The sequence below is a fragment of the Methanomicrobia archaeon genome, assembly GCA_016930255.1.
Lineage (GTDB): Archaea > Halobacteriota > Syntropharchaeia > Alkanophagales > Methanospirareceae > JACGMN01.
Window position 1 is genome coordinate 49,127 of record JAFGHB010000005.1, and the last position, 19,721, is coordinate 68,847.

The window sequence follows — 19,721 nt, forward strand, 5'->3', positions numbered from 1 at the left end:
TTACACCACCTTCTCCAGTAGTTTCTTCGTGTCTACGGCATTCTTCTGAAGCCCCAGCTTATTCGCGTCAATACCAAGCGCGAGCCCCAACAACTGCGTGATATACACCACCGGCATTTCGAACTTAACGCCTAATGCTTTCTCCACATCTGGCTGCTTCGCATCCAGCATCATGCCGCACAGCGGACACGCAAGTGCTATACAGTCCGCACCGGCATCCTTCGCCGTCTGCAGGATCTTCCGCGCCATCTCGAATGCGAGATCACCTCGCGTCATCATCAGCGGCCCGCCACAGCATTTCGTCTTCATGGAGCTGAACGGAACGATCTCGCCTCCGATTAACTCGATCAACTGGTCCATCAAGACCGGATCGTCTGGATCGTCAAATGCCGTCTCCGGCGGCCTACCCAAATAACAGCCATAATACGGTGCTACCTTGAGCTCCACCTTCTTCACTAACTTACTCTTTATCGCATCCATGCCGATATCGTTGACGAGGACTTCGATTACATGCTTCGGCGTTACCGTGCCGTTATACTCAAGCGAAGGATCGATCCCTTTTATTGCCGCACGTAACTCCTCGTCTTCCTTCAGTGCATTGTTCGTCCTCGCTAAATTGTAATAGCAGATACTGCACGGCGTCATGATGTCCAAATTACCCCGCTCGGCAATGGCGAGATTCCGCGCATTTAACGCGTATACCAATCTCGGATCCTCCGCTTCCGCCGCGCCACAACAGTTCCAGTCTTCGACTTCTTCCAGCTTAACGCCCAGCTTCTCAAATACGGCTTCCGTTGACAGGTGCTGCTCCAGCGCCGTCGCCTCTGATGGACACCCCGGATAATATGCAATCTTCTCTATGCTCATTTCTCTTGCTCCTCTGCCCACGCGAAGATCTTCTTCATCACCTCACGCTGCTTTATCTTCGATGGTAGCAATCCTTTCGTCACACCGTGACCACCGAGTGGCCCCATTTTACCTTTGAAGAACATGCGCATACCGAAATCCATGTAATCCTTCATCATCGCTTTTTGCCCCGCAATGAACGAGCCTTCTCTCTTCGGGTAGTATTCCATCGCCAGACCGATATCATAAAGCCGCCCGTACTTCTCCAGGGTATGCAGGAACGCTATCTCAAAGAGTGGTCTCGGGCTCTCGATCTTTATCTCGCCTGCTGCCTCTGCCTTCTCTGCTAACCGCCGCATTACCGCGAGCACATCGCCAACCACCACGTCTTGCGGGCATCGCGCCGTGCACGTCTGACAGATAGCACAGATCCACAAATCTGGATTGGACAACACTTCCTTCCGCATTCCCAACAGGCTCATCTGGATAAATTTACGTGGGTTGTAACTAGGAACGAGTTCGGTAAGTGGACAGCCGATAGTACACGTGCTGCACTGGTAACATGCGGTAAGGTGCTCCCCTCCCGGCTCCTTCAGGATCTCGTTTTTAAAGTCCGGGTCCAGTTCCCAGGTCTTTATTGGCATTTTATCTCAAACACTCTTCTAGCTCTTCATCCTCGTAGGTGGTGAACGGTAGAGGCTCCTTTACATCTTTACCCGGCACGTACTCGAAGATCTCCTGCACCTTCCTTGTAAGGACCGGATAGAATCTCGTCAGTGGAATATCTTTCGGACATGCATCTTCGCACGCGCCACAGGCAACACAGGTCGTGCTGACGTGATACACCCTCGTGAGATGGTACATCAGCTGATTTGTTGGTACTGCGATCGCGCCACGCGCCTCTGCTAAGTTCAGCAAGTCGCCGCCCGTAGGGTTCCCTATCGGCTGATCAAAGAAGCATTCTTTACAATAACACACCGGACACACGTCTCTGCAGTTTTTGCACACGATACAGTCACGGAGGAACTCTTCCAATGCCGCCTCGCTGTCGACCTTCGGCAGCGCATCTAAATTCGCTTTCGCTTCCGCTGCTATCTTCTGATTCTCCGCTGCCCTATCCAACTCCTTGTCTTCTAGCGTTAGACCCGCAGCCGTCAGAGCCGCATCACCCTTCTCCGTCAGCCCTGCAACGACCACCTTCGAGCCGTTCGCCTGCGCGAGGGCTATATCACCAACGTCTGCAAGCCGGTTGTCACAGATAGCACAGGCATCCCGTATCGAAATCCCCTTGCCTGCCAGGTCTTTTATCTTCGCACTGTCCACCTGATCGCCGATAGCCGCATAATTCGCTGCATAAACCTCATTCGCGTAGGCTCCCGCGCAATCCACGGTTATAAGAAGCACACTCTCCTCATCCAGTTGCTTGAGCTTGACCAATTCAATTGCTGCGCGTGTCTCGCAGGGTTTGGCTACAATACCCACTTTCTCATCGATCAGCCAGCCCTTAACGATGTTCGCGGCGTTTACACCGAACGACGGCGCGAAGATGACTGACTCGGGCGATGTGATCTTATCCTTGTCCCTGACGAGCATGTAGGATACACCAGCCCCTACTCGACGCGGTATGACCAAGGCATCGACGACGTTGTTCTCCAGCAATCCCTTAAAAAACCCTTCTAAATCCCCATAACTGAGCTCTGTTCCTTTCATAGTATCTCATCCTTCATGGGATTCGGTCCCACTTCTTTTATGTGCGCTGCCAGGTTCTTCATGGTATTCGCGAATTTGTCACCCTCCGACGCGCTGATCCAGTGTAATTGGACTCGGTTATCCAACCCCAACTGCTGCAGGATCGTCCTCATTGCGGCTATTCTGCGTCTGGAATAAAAATTCCCCTTTATGTAGTGGCACTCCCCTGGATGGCAGCCCCCGATGAACACTCCGTCTGCACCATTCAATAACGCCTTGAGCACAAACATCGGATCTATCCGCGCCGTGCACATAAGCCTTATTATCCGGATATTTGGTGGGTATTTTTTCCGCGACGTCCCTGCCAAATCTGCACCCGCATAAGTACACCAATTACAGGTAAATCCAACGATCTTTGGCTCAAAATCCTCCTTCTCTTCTCCCATTTTTTATCACCTAGGTCTATGCTTCCTTTCCTCGATAACTTTTGGCTAATCTTCTATTAGGTATAACCTATATAAGTTTTTCGATATTTCTTAACGCACCACCTTCTTCGACGCTGGGCTACGGCACGTGTAACTGTTTAATACGAGAAATCCACATAAGATACTGGGTATGGTGCGGTGAAAACGCTTGCTTTTGGTAGAAGAGAACTGAAGTTAGGAAACGGTAGAGCACGATTCTACACGGCTCCGCAATTGACGACGCTGATGCTTGGTGCTGCTAGAGGAGGGGTAGCGGCGCGTACGAGTGGTTTGAACTCGCCTGATTGTCGTACGTATCGACGACGGCCACAAGGTTACGATAACGGCTACGAACATAGAGAAGGAGGCAAGCTGAAGTAAAAATGACGCTCTCACCGTTCAAGCCGCCGCAGCTGATTCTACTCCACGCACCAACCGTGTATGATTTCCGCAAGTATCCGCTCATGTTCGGCCCGATCGCCGACGGCGTGCCCTCAACGCCCTTATTCGAGATGTATCCAATCGGCTTCTTCTCTATCGTGGAGCATCTGAGCAGAAACGGGATTGGAGTGCGGATAGTCAATTTGGCAGTGCGAATGCTGAGTAGCGAGGATTTTGACGCGGAGAAGATGATACGAAAGCTCAAGCCCAAGGCTTTTGGCATCGATCTCCATTGGCTGCCTCATGCACAGGGGAGCCTTGAAGTCGCGAAGATCTGCAAGCAGTATCATCCCGAGATACCGGTCATCTTCGGCGGATATTCCGCGACCTACTTCCACGACGAGCTGATTCGCTATCCCGAAGTGGATTTTGTTATACGAGGTGATTCCGCGGAAGAGCCGCTGCGACAACTCATGACCGCAATCGCTCAGCAGTCTTCCGCCACCACCTTCAGCGCTATCCCGAACCTGGTCTGGAAGGATAGCCGCGGTGAGGTACACGTAAACCCGTTTACACACGTTCCAAACGAAATTAACAAATTCGGGAATAATTACGTCGCGGTGTTCAAATTGGCATTGAAATACCGCGATGTTAAAAGTCTGAGCCCCTGGAAAGGCTGGACTTCACACGAATGGCTCGACTATCCGATCACACCCGTGATCACCTGCCGTGGCTGCATCCATGATTGCACCTTCTGCGGCGGTTCTCGTACCGCGCTGGCGCTCTACTGCAATCGGAAGAGACCCGCGTTTCGCGACCCGCACTTAATCGCACAAGATATCATAAAGACTTCGAAATATACCCGGGCGCCCATATTCATCATCGGCGACCTCTTTCAACCAGGTAAAAAATACGCGTACGCCATCTTAGAAGATCTGAAAAAAGCTGATCTCAAGAATCACCTCGTCTTCGAGTTGTTCAAACCCGCACCAAAGGATTATTTCGACCGTGTGGCGGAATCGGTGGAGCACTTCAACTTCGAGATATCGCCCGACAGCCATGACGAGCGGGTACGAGCCGCGGAAGGGAAGTCGTACAAAAATGCGGAGGTCGAGAATAATCTGAAATGGGCCCTGGATGCGGGCTGCAACAAATTTGATCTCTTCTTCATGATCGGCCTCCCGCAACAGACCTGCAAATCCGCGATGGAGACGGTGGAGTGGTGCGGAGAGCTGATGGAGAAATTCGGCACGCGCGTTGTCCCGTTCATTCTGCCTTATTCGCCCTTCATCGATCCCGGCTGCATTGCGTACGAGCAGTCAGAGAAGATGGGCTATACGATCCTGCTCAAAACGCTCGAGGAGTATCGAACGGCGTTGCTATCGCCGAGCTGGAAATACGCCCTGAATTACGAGACAAACTGGATGACGCGGGACGAAATCGTCGATTGCGCGTATCAGGCCGGGCTGCGAATGAACGAACTGAAGCGAAACTGCGGCTTGATCGACGAGCAGCTCTTCAAGAAGACAGAAACGCGGATAACGCTCGCTATCAACCTTACAACAGCCGTGGACGAGATCCTGGCGCTCAATGACGCGTCCGCCCGGCAAGAGCGATTGATGGATTTGAAACCCGAATTTGATACGCTCTTCAACTCGGTCATCAACGAGAAGGTGCAACTGGATTGGCCGGCTGCGAAGCGTGGTTTGAGGATTTTACCACTCTTAAAGTTAGCACTACTCGATTCCTTAACAATGCGACGTGTATAAAGGCAGATTTAAGCAGCGGGACGCGGAGCGGGACGATGAGGATCGAAAACACCCGCAATTTGGATCCCTATCTCGTAGAAGATAACGAGGGGGATCGCGACGATGAGCTGACTCACGACGTCGGGCGGCGTAAAGAACGCGGCAAGGACGAACATGATCACATAGATGTATCGTCGGTATTCCTTCAGCGTCTCGAGCGGGACGAGTCCGACGCGAACAAGAACGATGAGAAGAAGCGGAACTTCAAACGCGACGCCCAGTACGAGCGTTATTATGATGACGAACGATATGAATTCGTATATCGAATACGTGGCGGTAACGCCACTCGCCGCTGACATAATGTGAAGATACGTGAGGACTATCGGCAGCATGAGAAAGTAGGAGTAGCTTATTCCCAAAACGAAGAGAGAGACGGCGGTGATCACCAATATAATGAAGTGCGACTTCTTCATTGGATTCTTTATGCCAAACCGCACCTTCAACATCTTGTAGACGTAGTGGAACACAAGCGGAATGACCAGTATGACGCCGATGACCAGCGCCATCTTCAATTTCAGCATGATCACCTCCACGGGCGATATATAGATGAGCGTTGCACCTTTGGGGAGGAGATCTTGCTTCATTCGCTCTAATACGGGATCCAAGAATTGAAAAGAGATCATAAACCCACCGAGAAAAACGACGGCAATGGGTATGAGCTTTTTCTTTATCGCTGCCGTTATATATCCTAACTCCTCACTGATACTCGCCATCGTCTCGTGCTCCTATTACTATGAATGGAGAAATGATAAAATACCAAGCTAAAACCGAAGCCCGGATGAAGACGAAAGAGAAACTGCGGATGACTGACGATGCGGCTCTCGAGTTAGATGGCCCAATAGGGGATAATGAGATACCGATATTCGAGCATCTCGAGGAACTACGAGAGAGGCTCATCGTCTTTTTGATCCCGTTCTGCATCGCTACGATCGCAGCGTATCCGTTTTCAAACATCTTACTCCGCCGCATATTATTCCATAATCTCTTCCCCGAAGAAATGGCCATGTTTGTGTATAGCCCGATGGAGTGGATGAGCGTACGGCTCCTGTTCTCCTTCTTACTCGCCTTCTCTGTTACGATGCCCTTGCTCTTATTTGAGCTTTTCGCTTTTATGCGGCCGGGTCTCTATCCGTCCGAACGGAAATTCTTCGTGATGGTTGCCATCCCCTCGCTCTGCTGTTACGCCGTCGGTGCTATCTTCGCCTATTACTTCGTCCTGCCACTCATCTTCGGCTATCTCATCAACTACTCCGGCGATGTCGCACGGGTTGCGCTTTCTGCGAAGCGGATCTTCTCCATCATTCTGTACACCGCGGTGAGCTTCGGTCTGATCTTCCAGATCCCGTTCGTAATGACCCTGGCGGTGAAGCTGCAGATAGTCACGTATTCCTGGCTCAGGGACAAGCGAGTGATAATCTACGGGCTGATAATCGGCATCGCGTTCTTTGTCATTGCGGACCCGACAGGAATCTCGATGATCATGGCATTGGTCTCGATAGCGCTTTTCGAGTTTGGATTGCTCCTCACACGCTATATCGGACGCAGACACAAGTAAAAAAGTATATCACCATGCTCTGAACTCACTCTTTGATTGCTTGATTGCATCGGAAATTACAAAATAATCAAAATAGAGGAGTGCCAGAGTGAAGTGATTATCACCCTCCAGAAAGACCAGAGCAAAACGTTTCGATGCTTTTTATATATATATGCTCGCCCTATTTTAATAGTATAATAGAAGAAGTCAAATTGTGAGGTGCAAAAAGCCATGATAGGTCCAACTGAGATGATGGTAATTGCAGTAGTGGCGATTGTTTTGCTATTCGGAGCAGCGAAGGTGCCGCAGCTTGCCAGGTCGTTTGGGCAGGCGATGGGAGAGTTCAAAAAAGCGAAGAAAGAATCCGAATTGAGCCTCAAGAGTTTCGAAGACTCCGTAGTGGGCGATGAAAAAGAGAGAGCGGAAACGGCATCACCAGCGGCGAAGAAGGGCGAAGAGGTCAATATAAGAGAAGTAGCCGCTTATATGGGTATCGATACCGAAGGGAAGTCTGACGAGGAACTCAAAGAGGAAGTTCAAGCGAAGATGAAGTCCTCTTCCAAGTAAAGTAAGTACGACCACCAGTTTATCCGTGCCCGTCCCCGTAACGAGGACCGCGAAGTTTAACACCGTGCATGCTCCGGGTAACCTGAGTTACTTGGCTTCATGTACTTTTTTCATTGGGCTTAGTGGCACCGAGGTTCATTCATCCAACCCAACCAACCCCTTCTCTTCACTCCAAGTTGGAGCTGATTAGCGTGTGTATCAGTGTAGACTATCGCGATAATTTTGAATGCGAGGAAAACGAACGCGTTTTTGAGTGCCCGTTATATTACCTTTATACTTACAGTCTCCACAGACTACACCAGTAAAACAAGGTTTGGCACTACTCTTGACTCGTTAAACGACGGCAAAAAAGGGGGTTTTAAACACCTCGTTACGTTGACTTCGAGTTGTATAGCAGGAATAGAAGAGAGATCGAAACAAAACAAAAAATAAAAAAAGAAATAGGTGGTTGTGGAAGAGCTCCACAACCTTTTTTTTGGTTTCTTATAGCCCAAGTCCAGTATAGAATGTTCCTATGTTTGGTAAGATGTGCCCCATAGGCACGTTCGTACCGAACATCACTGCTCGTCCCATAAGCTCGCCGATGAGCACAACTACAAACAGAGCAATTGTGATCATCGAAGCCATCGCCATGTTCTTCTTCGTCAGTGGCAATGCAAGTACTATGGCGCAGATGAAAGCCAAGCCGACGCCTATTATCCATCGTGCCATGTAGAGCGAGGAGTATTCGCCCGATAGCATGCTCGTGAGTGTCTCCTCCTGTGCAACTAGTGCATATTCGGTCTCTGCAGTTTCCAACATGCCAGTATGTACGAAGAGTCCTACGGCCAGCACAATGATCATCACCAGCGAGAGCCCCATCGTAATCCAGAGCATCCGTGCTAACGGCTCGTCTCCCTCTTTCTTTATCGCATATTTCACCGAAAGTACTGCTGCCACCGCCGTGACACCGCCAAGCAGCGCGGTAACGTAGAAGAACAGTATCGTCGTTGGATGGTTCAAAGAGGGCAGCGTGTACACCATGTACGCAGCCGCACTGATATAGGGGAACACAAGTCCCACAATCGCAGCTAAGACGCCAACAGGCTTTCGAAGCACCATGAGTTTTCCGACTATCGACGGTATCACTGGGAACCATTTGAGACTGCCGTATTCCGGCTCAAAGAGCCACATCACCGTATATATCACTGCTAAGATGACAAAAACGGTAAGCACCAGTACTTCTTGACTCAGCAATGATGAGCTCACGTTTTTCGTCATCGTCATCATCGCTTGGATCGGTCGTGCCTCGTGCGAGAGTATCCCAATCAGGCCGATAACGGCAACCGGGACACAGACCCATGCCCCAGTCTCAAAGAACTTCGCCTCGTCCTTGCCCTTTGCGAGGAAATCCGCGATGACCATTGCGATCAATGCACCCACTGACATCTGACTGAACACCGTGAAGATCACGTATGAAGTAACTGCACTACTCATTGTTCTCTATTCCTCCATTACACGCGCTCTTGCCAGGCCATTATGTTCCGAGACTTCGCTTCCCTATACTGAGACATTATTTCGTTTATATCGCCTCCAAGACGGGCCTTCGTCGAGCAGAACAGTGCACACCGTGGGCTTGGTTCTCTATCGCTGGCTACCGGCACAAACGGCTGTACGCATAAGGTGCACTTGTCCATTATCCCTTCGTATTCCGCAGCCGCACCCTCCAGCTCATGCGGATATTGTGGTGCGCCAAATGGGCATGCCCACCCGCAATAGCCACAGCCGATGCACTTGTCCTTGTCCATCAGAACAATACCGTCCTCGTCTCGCTTCTCTATCGCCTTCACCGGACACGCAGCCTCACAGGGAGGATCCGTGCAGTGCATGCAGGATACTGGTATGTTCTTCTCGCCCGGTCGCCCCGCGTTAATCGTCACAACCTTCACTCGGGCTGTTCCGTGAGGAACCTTGTTCTGGTCCTTGCAGATCGCAAAGCACGCTCCACAGTTTATGCACTTCTCAATTACGTTCAGGAATTTATAGGTTACCATTTTTCATTGCCTCCTACGCTTTGTACACCTTGCAAAGGCACGCTTTCGTCTCTTGCATGTTTGTCGACCTGTCGTATGCGTCCACACAGATGATGTTAACGGAATCACCAAGTGCGAGTTCCGCGGTTCCAGGTGGGTATCTATCCTCATACGACACACCTTCAAACCAGCCGGCCCAGTGGTACGGACAGAATATGGTCTGGTCGTTCACACGCTCCGTTACGTTCGCTCTCACTTTGATCCGTCCTCTCAGCGTCTCGACCCAGACGTAGTCCCAATGAGTGATACCGAGCTCCAGTGCTTTACTCGGGTTGATCTCAGCGTACATTTCAGGTTGTAGCTCCACCAGGTATTCACATGATCGCGTCTCCGCGCCGCCACCCATGTGCTCGACCTGTCGTCCGGTCGTAAGAATGAGTGGGTAGTCATTCACCAGGTTCTTCCGCTGTTCCTGGATCGTCTTGTAAAGACACGGTGTCCGGTAGTGGTCCGCAACATCGTCATATGTCGGATATTTTGCAATCAGGTCAGGTCGTGGGCTCTCGATCGGCTCTCGGTGTATGGGAACTGGATCAGGCAGGTTCCACGCTCTGAATCGTGCTCTTCCTGCTCCTGACGGGCAGATATTCTGGTCCAGCAGTGACTTGAAATCAGCATCGATTTCTGTCTTCCAGCCGGGGCCGTCAGTACCATCAGAGTTCTTCTCGTCGTAGCCTGGTCCGATGTATGAAGCACCTAACTGGCTCTCGCCATCGTCCGATACCGGATTTCCGGGTGTCGAATCCGCGCCTCTGAATCTCGGTCTAAATTCGTTGCCGCCTTCCCAGATCGGGATATCATTCCGGTACAAGATCGGTGTGCCAGGATGTTCATCGTTCCAGCAGGGCCATGGCAGTCCCCAGAATTCACCTTTCACCGGGCCACTCTTCGCCTGGCAATCCTCACAATCGAAGACGCTACACTCGGTAATACACTGCGTTTGCTGTCGCTTGAGCCGCTCTGGCGACTGGCGCATCATGATCACGTTAGCCCCAAGATTGATCTCCCTGAGCACGTCCTCCGGGTATTCGTTATAGGTGAAGTGCTCAGCGAACCCAAGCCGGGTTGCAAGCTCCTTTATGATCCACCAATCAGGCTTGCTGTCGTAAAGGGGCTCCACGATCTTGTTTCGCCACTGCACCTGTCGCGCACTGTTCGAAACGCTTCCGGTTTCCTCGAATTGCGTTGCTGCAGGCAGTACGATGATCCCATCGGGTCGGTCCGCAAGTGAAGAAGCAATCGTCGCATGCGGGTCAACGCCAACGAGTAATTCGACCTTTTCCATCGCCAACTTCATCCGCTTCATCTCGGTGATCGAGTTCAGCGAATGGCCCCAGACAAACGCCATCTTGATCGGGTTTGGCTGATTGATCGGGAATTCTTCATTGAGCACGCCTTCGTACCATCGTGAGACCGTTATTCCGTTATAGTTCATCATCGCCTTGCCATTGTGCTCCGCGAACTTCGCCTTCATCTCCTCGAAGGTTATTGGTGCATGCCTGTTCCAGACGCCGATCCAGTGCTTCCACGAGTTATCGTCGAGTCCATAGTATGCGGGCAGCCAGTGCGAAAGCACGCACATGTCAGTTGCGCCCTGCACGTTATCGTGGCCTCTGAACGCATTCGTTCCACCACCGGGTCTGCCGACATAGCCCATAAGCATCGAGAGGCAAGCCATTGCCCTGATGTTATTCGTGCCCACGGTGTGCTGTGTCGCGCCCATCGCCCAGCAGATACAATTAGCGTACCCTTCACCGCGCGGTGGGAATGCCCAGTCTTGCGCGAGCTGTCGTATGGTAGCTGCAGGAACCCACGTAATGTCCTCCACAACTTCCGGGGTGTAGTCCTTTACGACGTCCCACCATTTAGCAAACCCGTATGTCCTCTTTTCTATGAAATCCGTGTTGTGCCAGCCATTATTCACGATTACGTTCGCTACTCCCCATAGCAATGGAATATCCGTTCCAGACCTGAACCGCACGTACATATCTGCCGCTGCGGCAGACTTGGTGAAGCGCGGGTCACACACGATGAACTTTGCACCTCGCTTCTTCGCTTCGAGGATGTGCAACATCGCAACAGGATGCGAGTTGGCTGCGTTCTCACCGAAGAACAGAACGACCCCTGAGTTGCGCATGTCGTTCCACGGGTTGGTCATCGCACCATAACTCCACGTGTTCGCCAAACCGCCAACCGTTGTGGAATGGCATATCCGCGCCTGATGGTCTACGTTGTTCGTGCCGTTAAAGGCTGCGAATTTCCTGAATAAGTAGCACTCTTCATTGCTCGTCTTGGCAGATCCCATGTAAAAGATCGAATCGGGCCCGTAATTCGCCTTGATCTCCTTCATCTTGTCGGCGATCTTATCCAGGGCTGCGGTCCACGAGATCTCCTTCCACTGGCCCCCGACTTTCTCCATCGGTGTTCTCAGTCTGGTCGATGAGTTGAGTATCTCTGCTATCGATGTGCCCTTAGAACACATCGAGCCGCGATTTATCGGGTTCTCTAACCACGGTTCAAGACCGATGCATACACCATCCTTTATTTTACCATGGAATCCACATCCCACTGCACAGTGAGAACAGGTGGATTTCACGAGCGTCACACCGGCTTCTTCAGGAGCTGCCACTGCAGGTTCAATCAAATCACCGAGCTTGGAAGGATATGCACTGACGCCGCTGATACCACTCAGAGCTGCTGCAGTCCCTAAGGCACTCAGTTTTGTGAACGTCCGCCTTGACATCCTGATACCGCTATTTTTACCTATAGATTTTGTTCTTGCCGCCATTATTTCACCTCTTTCTACTTCTATTTTACCTCCTCTAGTTGTAACTCGATACCTCTACTATATATAAAAGCTTTTCGGTTTTGACAGCCTTGTTCAAAACTAAGAACGTGCAGAGATCGATGGATTGTCACGGTATGCTGTATAGAACTATTCCTAGATCTGCATATGAGATGGAGAATCTGACCTTGAAAGTAACTTGGTAACTAGCTGCTTCCTCGTTTCTGCCTCCAACACTCTAAAGATCACTGAAAAAAATCCAAACTGACTTACATCTGGGCACGTAGATGAAGTGTCATGAGCGAAGAAGAGCTGACGGGGATTTAAACGTAACCTTTTCAAACAAGAGTGAAGAGAAGAAAGAGCGTTCCGCTTTTACCTCGTACTTCTCAACAGCAGATACGCCACCGCTAATAAGCCACTCGAAGCGAAAATCGCTTCGTAGCTTGGAGCCCCCGTCATAGGTGTAGGGCTAGAGCGGTTAGGTACTCGTACTTCTCAGTGTTTGTACTGCCTGCTCCAAATCCCCCTGCAGCCTTTTAAGCACTGCAACGGGTGTTGATGGTACCAATCCCAACGCATCAATTTCCCTAAAGTGGTTCGCAGCACTACTGATATAACCGGCCGCTGTTTCCAGATCATCAGGATCGTACTCCATTGCCCCCGACTCGATATATTCACAGCCCACTTTGAAATTCTCCAGTGCTAACGTCAAATGACTTTTTACCGGTTGCATCTCTGAAGAAACCTCGGAGCCCTCTAATTCCTCCAATGCCAGCGTAGCAATATCATAGCCACTCCGTGCCCCAGCCTCACACGTGGTACAGTCGAAATTCTCAATAGCAGAGGCCATAGTTGTCGCAGCGCTTTCGAGTTCAGTCATCGTAGCGCTATACCACTCCTCGAATTCGCGATCGTCCATGGATTGCTTTGAAATGCATGCAAGTGAAAATACTATCAAAACGAGAAGTAAAGCCGTAGCGAGATATCCAAAAAACTTTGCTTTTCTCATTTTTCACCTCCTTACAGTTAAGAAACTGCTTCCTGCTATAAAAAAGGGCAGCTTGTAGCGAGCAAATGATAAAAGTAGGGACCCTGAATGAAGGGAGTGAGTCAGACATAAGTTTATATAGCCGTGATAGCATCCCATTCATTACGCGAGGAAATGATAGATCAAGAAAAGAAGAGAAGGAAGAAGGAACTAACCGAGCTGCTTGAACGAGAGGCACTCTTTCTTGAAATTACACGAAAATTGCACGGACGAGTACAGAATGTCTTTGCTCCTCGGCCAGAATCGGTCGATACATTAGCTGAGGAACTCAAAGCCTGTGAAACTGACATTGTCAAGCGCTATTTCTTCCCAGTCGACAAAACGATAGATACGTTTACCGATAAACCCTCCATTGCCCGTGAGGACCTGATTAAAGCAAGTGAAGAAGACCGACAGACGCTTCTCCGGTTTCTCGATGTCCTTGATAAGGCGGTTATGATTAAGGATGAGGAGATCACCGAATCAAAAAAGGAGATGAAAACAATCCGTGAACTACTTACGGACTCGTAAGACCTAACGTGAAGGGCTCCTAAAGAACCCGCCCCAAATCCCGTAGAAGACAATTCAGGTCTATTTGCAAAGAGCGTCTTATAAAACCCTCAACGCCCCATACCTTGTTTGCGAGGGATATGGATAAATAAGAGAGGAGGCTTTTTATTTTATTTATTATAGAGAAATGAAAAATCCTTACGAGCTGAGCGTTAGACTCATGTGCGACAAAGCGGGAGAGAGAAGGAAGTTTGCAGCCCCTAAATTACCGCTAGGAATTGCTCTCTTTATTCTCTCACTCATCCTTATTTCCGGTATTGTAACTGCGACCATTCCTCCTGTCGCTCGAGCTGCTAGTATTGCGCCACCGTTTAACCTTACAAGCATCGACGGCACGGATTTCAGTCTCAGTGATTACCGGGGAACGGTTGTGGTATTAGACTTAATGGCAAGCTGGTGCCAGGTATGCCCCCATGAAATGCCAGAACTCTCTACATTGAGAGAAGAACGCAGTGATGTCGTCATAATGACCATATCTGTCGACCCCCTCGAGCAAGAGGAAAATTTAAGGAGCTTTAGAGAGACCTACGCCAGCAATGCAGACTGGCTTTTTGCGCGCGATACCGACAAAGTTTGGGATAAATATAGGGCCCTCTCTCTACCAATGATCGTGATAATAGACCCCGAAGGGTACATAAGCTTCCAGAAGGCTGGCCTTGTTCCAGCACAAGAACTTATAGCTGAGGTCGAACGAGCGTACGCCGGAGGGGGGGTTGAAGAGCCGGAGGAACCAGAAGAGCCCGAGGGGCCGTCGTCTACCATTCTGGGCTTGTACGTTTTAGCGTTGTTGACCGGCCTTTTGAGCTTCTTTGCTCCCTGTGCGTTTCCGTTGCTCCCGGGCTATATCAGCTACTACTTTGGCAGATACGAGGGGGGGCCAACGCTGAGCGGCTCAGTGAAAGCGGGAATAGCTTCCGCAACGGGGATAAATGGCATGTTCGCCTTAATAGGCGCTGCAGTGGCGGTAGGCGGTGTCGCGGTTAAACCGTATGTTACGTATTTCACACCCGTGGTTGGCGTTGTTATCGTTTTCCTGGGGCTCTCGATGGTCTTTGGCAGGGCAGAAATCTTCGAGCGATTCGGCGGGGTGCTCTCTTCCTACTCGTCGAAATTAGGCGGGAGGGCTCGGTACTCGGGACTCTTTTTGTACGGCGTTGGCTATGGGCTTGCCGCCATGGGCTGTCAAGCCCCGGTCTTCATTGCGCTTATTTTCGCTGGCTTAGCCACGGGCGGCGTTTTAGAGGCTTTCCTCGTATTCCTCTCATTTTCGATCGGAATGGGATGTATGATGATTACCGTCAGTGTAATCGTGGGAACGGCGAAGATGAAGCTCCTGGAACGCATGAGAGCTTTGACACCCTACCTCAACCGAGCGTGCGGCGTCATACTTGTCATCGTTGGGGTCTACTTCTTATGGGAATACCTGATATAACAACGCGTATCGTGATGGATTAGATTAAAGTCAAGGAGAGAGGGGACGCTACGCTGCGACCAGCATGCCCCAAAAAGTTGGTGATTGATAGAAAAATTTATATGGTATGAGACTCGATAGCATAGCAGGTGAGTATAAAAATGCTGAAAAAGAAGATCGGCTCTGGGACGGTTGTAGTTTCGCTCCTGCTTCTATCACTCCTCTTCTCCAGTCTCGCATCGGCAGCGCGTATCGACATATCGGTGGATGAGGTGTATAACATGCTACAGGAAAATCCTGATGATATTATTCTGCTGGATACCAGACCCGAGTCAATCTATAATTCTGAGCACATAACGGGGCCGAATTATCATGTCGTGAACATACCACTGAGTGTCGATACGACCGTTTTTGAAAGCGGTATCGAGGAATTGGACAAGTCGAAAATTGTTATCGCGTACTGCCAGGCGGGTCGTGCGAGTCAAGTGGCCGGCGATTTACTCGTCCAGCACGGCTTCGAGCGCGTGTATACGATGATTGGGGGGATCAATGCATGGAAAGAGAAATATCCCACAACGCTCACACCGCCAACGTCAACCAAGGCACCAACAGGGGCCATTGCGGCACCTCCGTTTACGCTTACAAGCATAGATGGAACGACGTTCAGCATCGAGGAGTACCGAGGAAAGGTCGTCGTATTGACACTGATTCTAACGACTTGCCATCTATGCCAAGAAGAGATGGGGGAACTCGTACAGTTACGACAAGCGTATCCCGACGTCGCTATTATAACCGTGTCTATAGATCCGATGGAGACCGATGAGAATCTGAAGAACTTTAAAGAGCAATATAACGCTGATTGGCTATTCGCACGGGATACCAACAATATTGCTTCGCGGTATCAGGGCTACGTTTTGGCCACGCCAACTATTGTGATTATCACGCCTGAAGGGTACATAAGCTTCCGGAAAGTAGAAGTTGTCCCGTTAGAAGACCTGAAGTCTGCAATTGAGAGTGCTTACCAAGAAGAGGGGGAGCTGATACCGACACCAACACCTGCTCCAGAGGATGGGCAGATTCCCGGCTTTGAAGCTACGGCGGCAGTACTGATCATTGGCATCCTCGTGCTGGTGCAGCGGCGCGCAAAAGGGAGAAGGCGGCTTTGCTCCAGAAGTCGCTTCTGCTCCTAAAGTCGGATGGTTGCTCCCAAAGTTCTCCAAAGTTTAAGACATTATGGGCAAAAATTTCCACCAAAAAATTAATAAATTGTTAGATGAAGTAAGGTAGCTGGCAAAAATAGAAAACCTTTTAACCGTTTATGGCTTGAATAAGAGCATGCAGGTAATATACGTTGATACCTATTACTTTCAAGGCTATCTGTGGGGGGAGGAGGGTACCGACGAAAAAGAGGACGCAACAGAGAATTTAAATAAATTAAAATATGAAGTAGGTAAATACGGCATTAAAGTCAAGATACCTTTCATCGTTCTCGGCGAATTGACGAATAACCTTATAAAAGAAGAGTTCGAGAGAACTAGAACAGAGGGCATTATGCAGGATTTCTTTCGGTTGCGGAAAGATCTAGACGCAGATATTGTACCCCCTGATAGAAAATGCTATTTTAAAACCCAAACATTAATTAAGGAAGATAGTCGATTGATCGAAAGAGATCCGACTGATTGTTTAATAGCCTTGTGTGCCCTTTGTGATCCTTATTCAACATATCTTTTGATGCCTGATACTAGTATTATAGGTGCACACTCATTGACAAAGATTGAAAAGGATATGCGAGAAAATGGAGAGAGAAATGAAAAACTGCACATTACCTATAGCTATGTTTAAATAATGATCATCCCCGCTCTGCGTAAATCCGCAAATACTTTTGAAATCCGTTCTTCTGGCAAAAAACTTTTTATGTCGCAAGTTGTTGATAGAATTGATTTTTCTAATTTATCTCCTAAATATTTCCCTTTATACCTTTGGTATAGTGAGAGGATGGTTCCAGCTACCTCAAGCCACTCAGCGCCCTTGCCCCCTATCAGTTCCAAAAATTTTTTAGCCTTAAACCCCCCGAGTTCTTTTTTATAATCCCCTCCAAAAACTAACTTTGATTTGGCTATTTTATAATAGTCCTGAGCAAGGCTAGGTGAATACGGACCCCTAAGATAAATCGTAGGGGAATACCCCACCTGGAGCCCCAAAAACTTAGCGATGTATACGTATTTTTGTAGCATTAGTCGGTGCTCGAATCTCGTAACATCGAACCCAAAGTCTGCTTCGCTTTCTAAGAATTTTAAAAAAGGCAACAACTTTGTTAGACTCATCTTTTTTACCCCCGTATCACCTTCTTAATATTTAAAAAGTTGAACCCGCTTAAAAAGTTTACGATTTTCTTCCGCTCTAAGTATATTTCACCTTTGCTACTGAAGTTTTTCCCTCTTGCTACTAAAGTCGGTCATCTGCTCTTAAAGTCATGCGATTTTCAGACTTTTGGAGCAAAGCCGATCACCCCCAACTTCTGCACCTTAAATCAAGATTCTGCACTTTTAATCATCCAAAAAAGGTATTAAAAATGCAAAGCCGGAGAAGGCGATAACTACAATAATAAAAAACAGGATCATGCGTGGAGACAGCCCGGAGCCCAACCAAGCTGCACCATGAATGACCTTTCTTTATGATTGAAATATAAGAAGAGCCAATGAAGAGCACACCCTATCCCCTACATGACTCTTCCTTTTCCTATTTCCTTTCCCCCTATTCGCTTCGCTATGTCCGGCTTCGCCTCTGCCGCCACACGCTTGTACAGCCCGCGAGCGCGAGCAACCCAATCATGAGTACCGTTGCCGTTTCCGTGATCGGCACGCGAGGCACGGGACCCGGCGATTCGTAACACGGCACGGGACAGATCGGGCACGACCCGGAACAGGTCGATGCGCACGGCATGAGATCAGTCGGCACGCACGGCGCAGGATCCGTCAAGAACGGGTCATAATCCACAGTACCCGTATTCTCGTTGATGCCCGCGGCGATGACCGTTGAATTATCCGTTCCCCAGTAGTTGTCTTCTGCTACTACAGCATCTGACTGAAAGTTGTCGAAGTTCCATTCCCAGCCCCCGATAGTCGCATTATACTCGCCGTTGGCCATGATAGTGTTATTGCTGATGGTGTTGCCCGTGTTGTTGCCCGAGGATCCCCAGTCTAAGTAGAATCCTCGCTGTACGTTGTTCGCCACCAGGTTGCAGGTGATGCTGTTGTTGCTCGAAGTAAACAGGTGGATGCCAGCCCACCCGTTCGCGCTGACGTTGTTGCCCGTGAGCGTGTTGTTGCTCGAACCCCCCCACAGGTAGATGCCGTCCCATCCGTTCGCGCTGACGTCGTTGCCCGTGAGGGTATTGTTACTCGAATAAGACACCTGAATGCCATACCAAACCCCCTCGCTTGCGTCGTTGCCCGTGAGGGTATTGTTGTTGCTCGAATAATGCAGCAGGATATTGTCCGCGCCGTTCTCGTTGGCAGTGTTGCAGGAGAGCGTATTGTTGCTCGAATAATACAGGTAGATGCCGTCTTCCCCGTTCCCGTTGGCGGTATTGCAGGAGAGTTCGTTGTTGTTGCTGCCAGAAGACCAATAGTACGACACAGAGATGCCGTCCCCCCCGTTCCCGTTGGCGGTGTTGCCCGAGAGCGTGTTACTGCTCGAATCAAGCAGTGCGATGCCGTCCCCCCCGTTCCCGTTGGCGGTGTTGCACGTGAGTGTGTTGTTGCTGCTGCTCGACCACATGGACAACAGACAAATGCCGTCCCCCCCGTTCCCGTTGGCGGTGTTGCCCGAGAGCGTGTTGCTGCTCGAATCATACAGGAAGATGCCATACCCGGTGTAGTTGGCGGTGTTGCACGTGAGCGTGTTGTTGCTCGAATCATACAGGTAGATGCCTATGGAGTTCGAGCTTGCATTGTTATTAAGAATGGCGCAGTGCTGCACGCCATCAAGATAAATCCCATACCCCTCTGTTGCCCCGGTCACGGTGAACCCACAGATGGTCACGTCATCCGCAGTCACGTAGAAGACAATGTCTCCTGTGTCTGCAGCTTGAACCGTCGTTACAGCCGCGCCATTCTGAGACCGGATCATCAAACTCTTGTTTACCACCACGTTCTCGGTGTACGTGCCGTCATGCACGATGATGGTATCGCCGGGATTTGCCGCGTTCACAGCGGCTTGAATGCTGGTGTAGTCGCACCCGGAAGCGCAGACCGTGTAGGTCGTAGCCGCACTCGCACCCGCCGTGCACAGCACGAGCAGAAAGACGAGTAAAAACGCAGCCACAAGACTTCTTCTTAAAAGGGTGACTTTTACCCAGGGCGATCTACTTTCGCACATCTCCTCGTCATTACCCCTCAGCCCTTTGTTCACGCCCTTCTTTTTTTCTTTCGCTTTCACCTTTTTCCCTATCACCAGAAATAGGAGGTACGAGGCGCATATAAAAGCCTTTTGGAATTTTTTTCCGTGTCGCTGCCCCCCGCGGCGGATAGGGCATAAGGTCGACCTCACCGTGTTGAACGTT

General features: G+C 50.0%; 19 protein-coding genes. 7 read left to right on the plus strand and 12 right to left on the minus strand.

The window, feature by feature from the left end; genetic code table 11:
• The 4 genes from JW878_00795 to JW878_00810 are packed head-to-tail and all read right to left on the minus strand — an operon-like array spanning window position 1 to window position 2,981.
• Window positions 1-867 (minus strand): CoB--CoM heterodisulfide reductase iron-sulfur subunit B family protein, encoded by an 867-nt coding sequence (locus JW878_00795; GenBank protein ID MBN1761602.1) that lies wholly within the window; start codon window positions 865-867, stop codon window positions 1-3.
• On the minus strand, window positions 864-1,490 hold the full coding sequence (locus JW878_00800) for a 4Fe-4S dicluster domain-containing protein (GenBank protein MBN1761603.1): 627 nt from the start codon (window positions 1,488-1,490) through the stop codon (window positions 864-866). The genes JW878_00795 and JW878_00800 overlap by 4 nt, the downstream gene beginning before the upstream one ends.
• Before the next feature lies 1 nt (window position 1,491).
• Window positions 1,492-2,556: a 4Fe-4S dicluster domain-containing protein gene (locus tag JW878_00805; protein ID MBN1761604.1), complete on the minus strand. Its 1,065-nt coding sequence runs from the start codon at window positions 2,554-2,556 to the stop codon at window positions 1,492-1,494.
• Complete coding sequence (locus JW878_00810; protein MBN1761605.1) at window positions 2,553-2,981, minus strand: hydrogenase iron-sulfur subunit; 429 nt, start codon at window positions 2,979-2,981, stop codon at window positions 2,553-2,555. Before JW878_00810 ends, JW878_00805 begins: the two co-directional genes overlap by 4 nt.
• A 401-nt stretch (window positions 2,982-3,382) precedes the next feature.
• On the opposite strand from JW878_00810, the gene JW878_00815 reads away from it, so the two are divergent.
• On the plus strand, window positions 3,383-5,149 hold the full coding sequence (locus JW878_00815; GenBank protein MBN1761606.1) for a TIGR04190 family B12-binding domain/radical SAM domain protein: 1,767 nt from the start codon (window positions 3,383-3,385) through the stop codon (window positions 5,147-5,149).
• An 8-nt stretch (window positions 5,150-5,157) separates the two neighbouring features.
• Here JW878_00815 and JW878_00820 read toward each other — a convergent pair whose 3' ends face one another.
• Window positions 5,158-5,901 (minus strand): preprotein translocase subunit TatC, encoded by a 744-nt coding sequence (locus JW878_00820; protein ID MBN1761607.1) that lies wholly within the window; start codon window positions 5,899-5,901, stop codon window positions 5,158-5,160.
• 20 nt (window positions 5,902-5,921) lie between these two features.
• Here JW878_00820 and tatC point away from each other — a divergent pair, with 20 nt between their 5' ends.
• A complete protein-coding gene (tatC, locus tag JW878_00825) occupies window positions 5,922-6,743 on the plus strand; it encodes a twin-arginine translocase subunit TatC (GenBank protein ID MBN1761608.1) in 822 nt (273 codons plus the stop codon).
• Window positions 6,744-6,953: 210 nt separating this feature from the next.
• Window positions 6,954-7,289, plus strand: a complete 336-nt coding sequence (locus JW878_00830; protein MBN1761609.1) for a twin-arginine translocase TatA/TatE family subunit — start codon at window positions 6,954-6,956, stop codon at window positions 7,287-7,289.
• A 483-nt stretch (window positions 7,290-7,772) separates the two neighbouring features.
• Here JW878_00830 and JW878_00835 read toward each other — a convergent pair whose 3' ends face one another.
• The 5 genes from JW878_00835 to JW878_00855 form a co-directional block, all read right to left on the minus strand.
• Window positions 7,773-8,765, minus strand: coding sequence for a dimethyl sulfoxide reductase anchor subunit (locus JW878_00835; GenBank protein ID MBN1761610.1), 993 nt, complete (start codon window positions 8,763-8,765; stop codon window positions 7,773-7,775).
• Between the two features lie 17 nt (window positions 8,766-8,782).
• Window positions 8,783-9,322 carry a 4Fe-4S dicluster domain-containing protein gene (locus JW878_00840; GenBank protein MBN1761611.1) on the minus strand — a complete coding sequence of 180 codons (540 nt, stop codon included), beginning with the start codon at window positions 9,320-9,322 and terminating at the stop codon, window positions 8,783-8,785.
• A gap of 13 nt (window positions 9,323-9,335) precedes the next feature.
• Entirely contained in the window at window positions 9,336-12,104 is a 2,769-nt protein-coding gene (locus tag JW878_00845) for a formate dehydrogenase subunit alpha (protein MBN1761612.1), read from the minus strand.
• Window positions 12,105-12,521: 417 nt separating this feature from the next.
• Window positions 12,522-12,608, minus strand: coding sequence for a hypothetical protein (locus JW878_00850; GenBank protein ID MBN1761613.1), 87 nt, complete (start codon window positions 12,606-12,608; stop codon window positions 12,522-12,524).
• A gap of 19 nt (window positions 12,609-12,627) precedes the next feature.
• Entirely contained in the window at window positions 12,628-13,158 is a 531-nt protein-coding gene (locus tag JW878_00855; protein MBN1761614.1) for a hypothetical protein, read from the minus strand.
• Window positions 13,159-13,311: 153 nt separating this feature from the next.
• Here JW878_00855 and JW878_00860 point away from each other — a divergent pair, with 153 nt between their 5' ends.
• From JW878_00860 to JW878_00875, 4 genes are all read left to right on the plus strand, one after another.
• Window positions 13,312-13,707, plus strand: coding sequence for a hypothetical protein (locus tag JW878_00860; protein ID MBN1761615.1), 396 nt, complete (start codon window positions 13,312-13,314; stop codon window positions 13,705-13,707).
• 166 nt (window positions 13,708-13,873) lie between these two features.
• A complete protein-coding gene (locus tag JW878_00865; GenBank protein ID MBN1761616.1) occupies window positions 13,874-15,178 on the plus strand; it encodes a redoxin domain-containing protein in 1,305 nt (434 codons plus the stop codon).
• Between the two features lie 140 nt (window positions 15,179-15,318).
• A complete protein-coding gene (locus JW878_00870) occupies window positions 15,319-16,347 on the plus strand; it encodes a redoxin domain-containing protein (protein MBN1761617.1) in 1,029 nt (342 codons plus the stop codon).
• Between the two features lie 145 nt (window positions 16,348-16,492).
• A complete protein-coding gene (locus JW878_00875; protein MBN1761618.1) occupies window positions 16,493-16,999 on the plus strand; it encodes a hypothetical protein in 507 nt (168 codons plus the stop codon).
• Here the strand turns inward: JW878_00875 and JW878_00880 are convergent.
• Together JW878_00880 and JW878_00885 are read right to left on the minus strand one after the other, a co-directional pair.
• Window positions 16,996-17,481 (minus strand): hypothetical protein, encoded by a 486-nt coding sequence (locus JW878_00880; protein ID MBN1761619.1) that lies wholly within the window; start codon window positions 17,479-17,481, stop codon window positions 16,996-16,998. The genes JW878_00875 and JW878_00880 overlap by 4 nt on opposite strands.
• A 442-nt stretch (window positions 17,482-17,923) precedes the next feature.
• The gene (locus JW878_00885; GenBank protein ID MBN1761620.1) at window positions 17,924-19,612 is read right to left on the minus strand and encodes a right-handed parallel beta-helix repeat-containing protein; all 1,689 of its coding nucleotides are present in this window, start codon (window positions 19,610-19,612) and stop codon (window positions 17,924-17,926) included.
• Window positions 19,613-19,721: the final 109 nt, after the last annotated feature.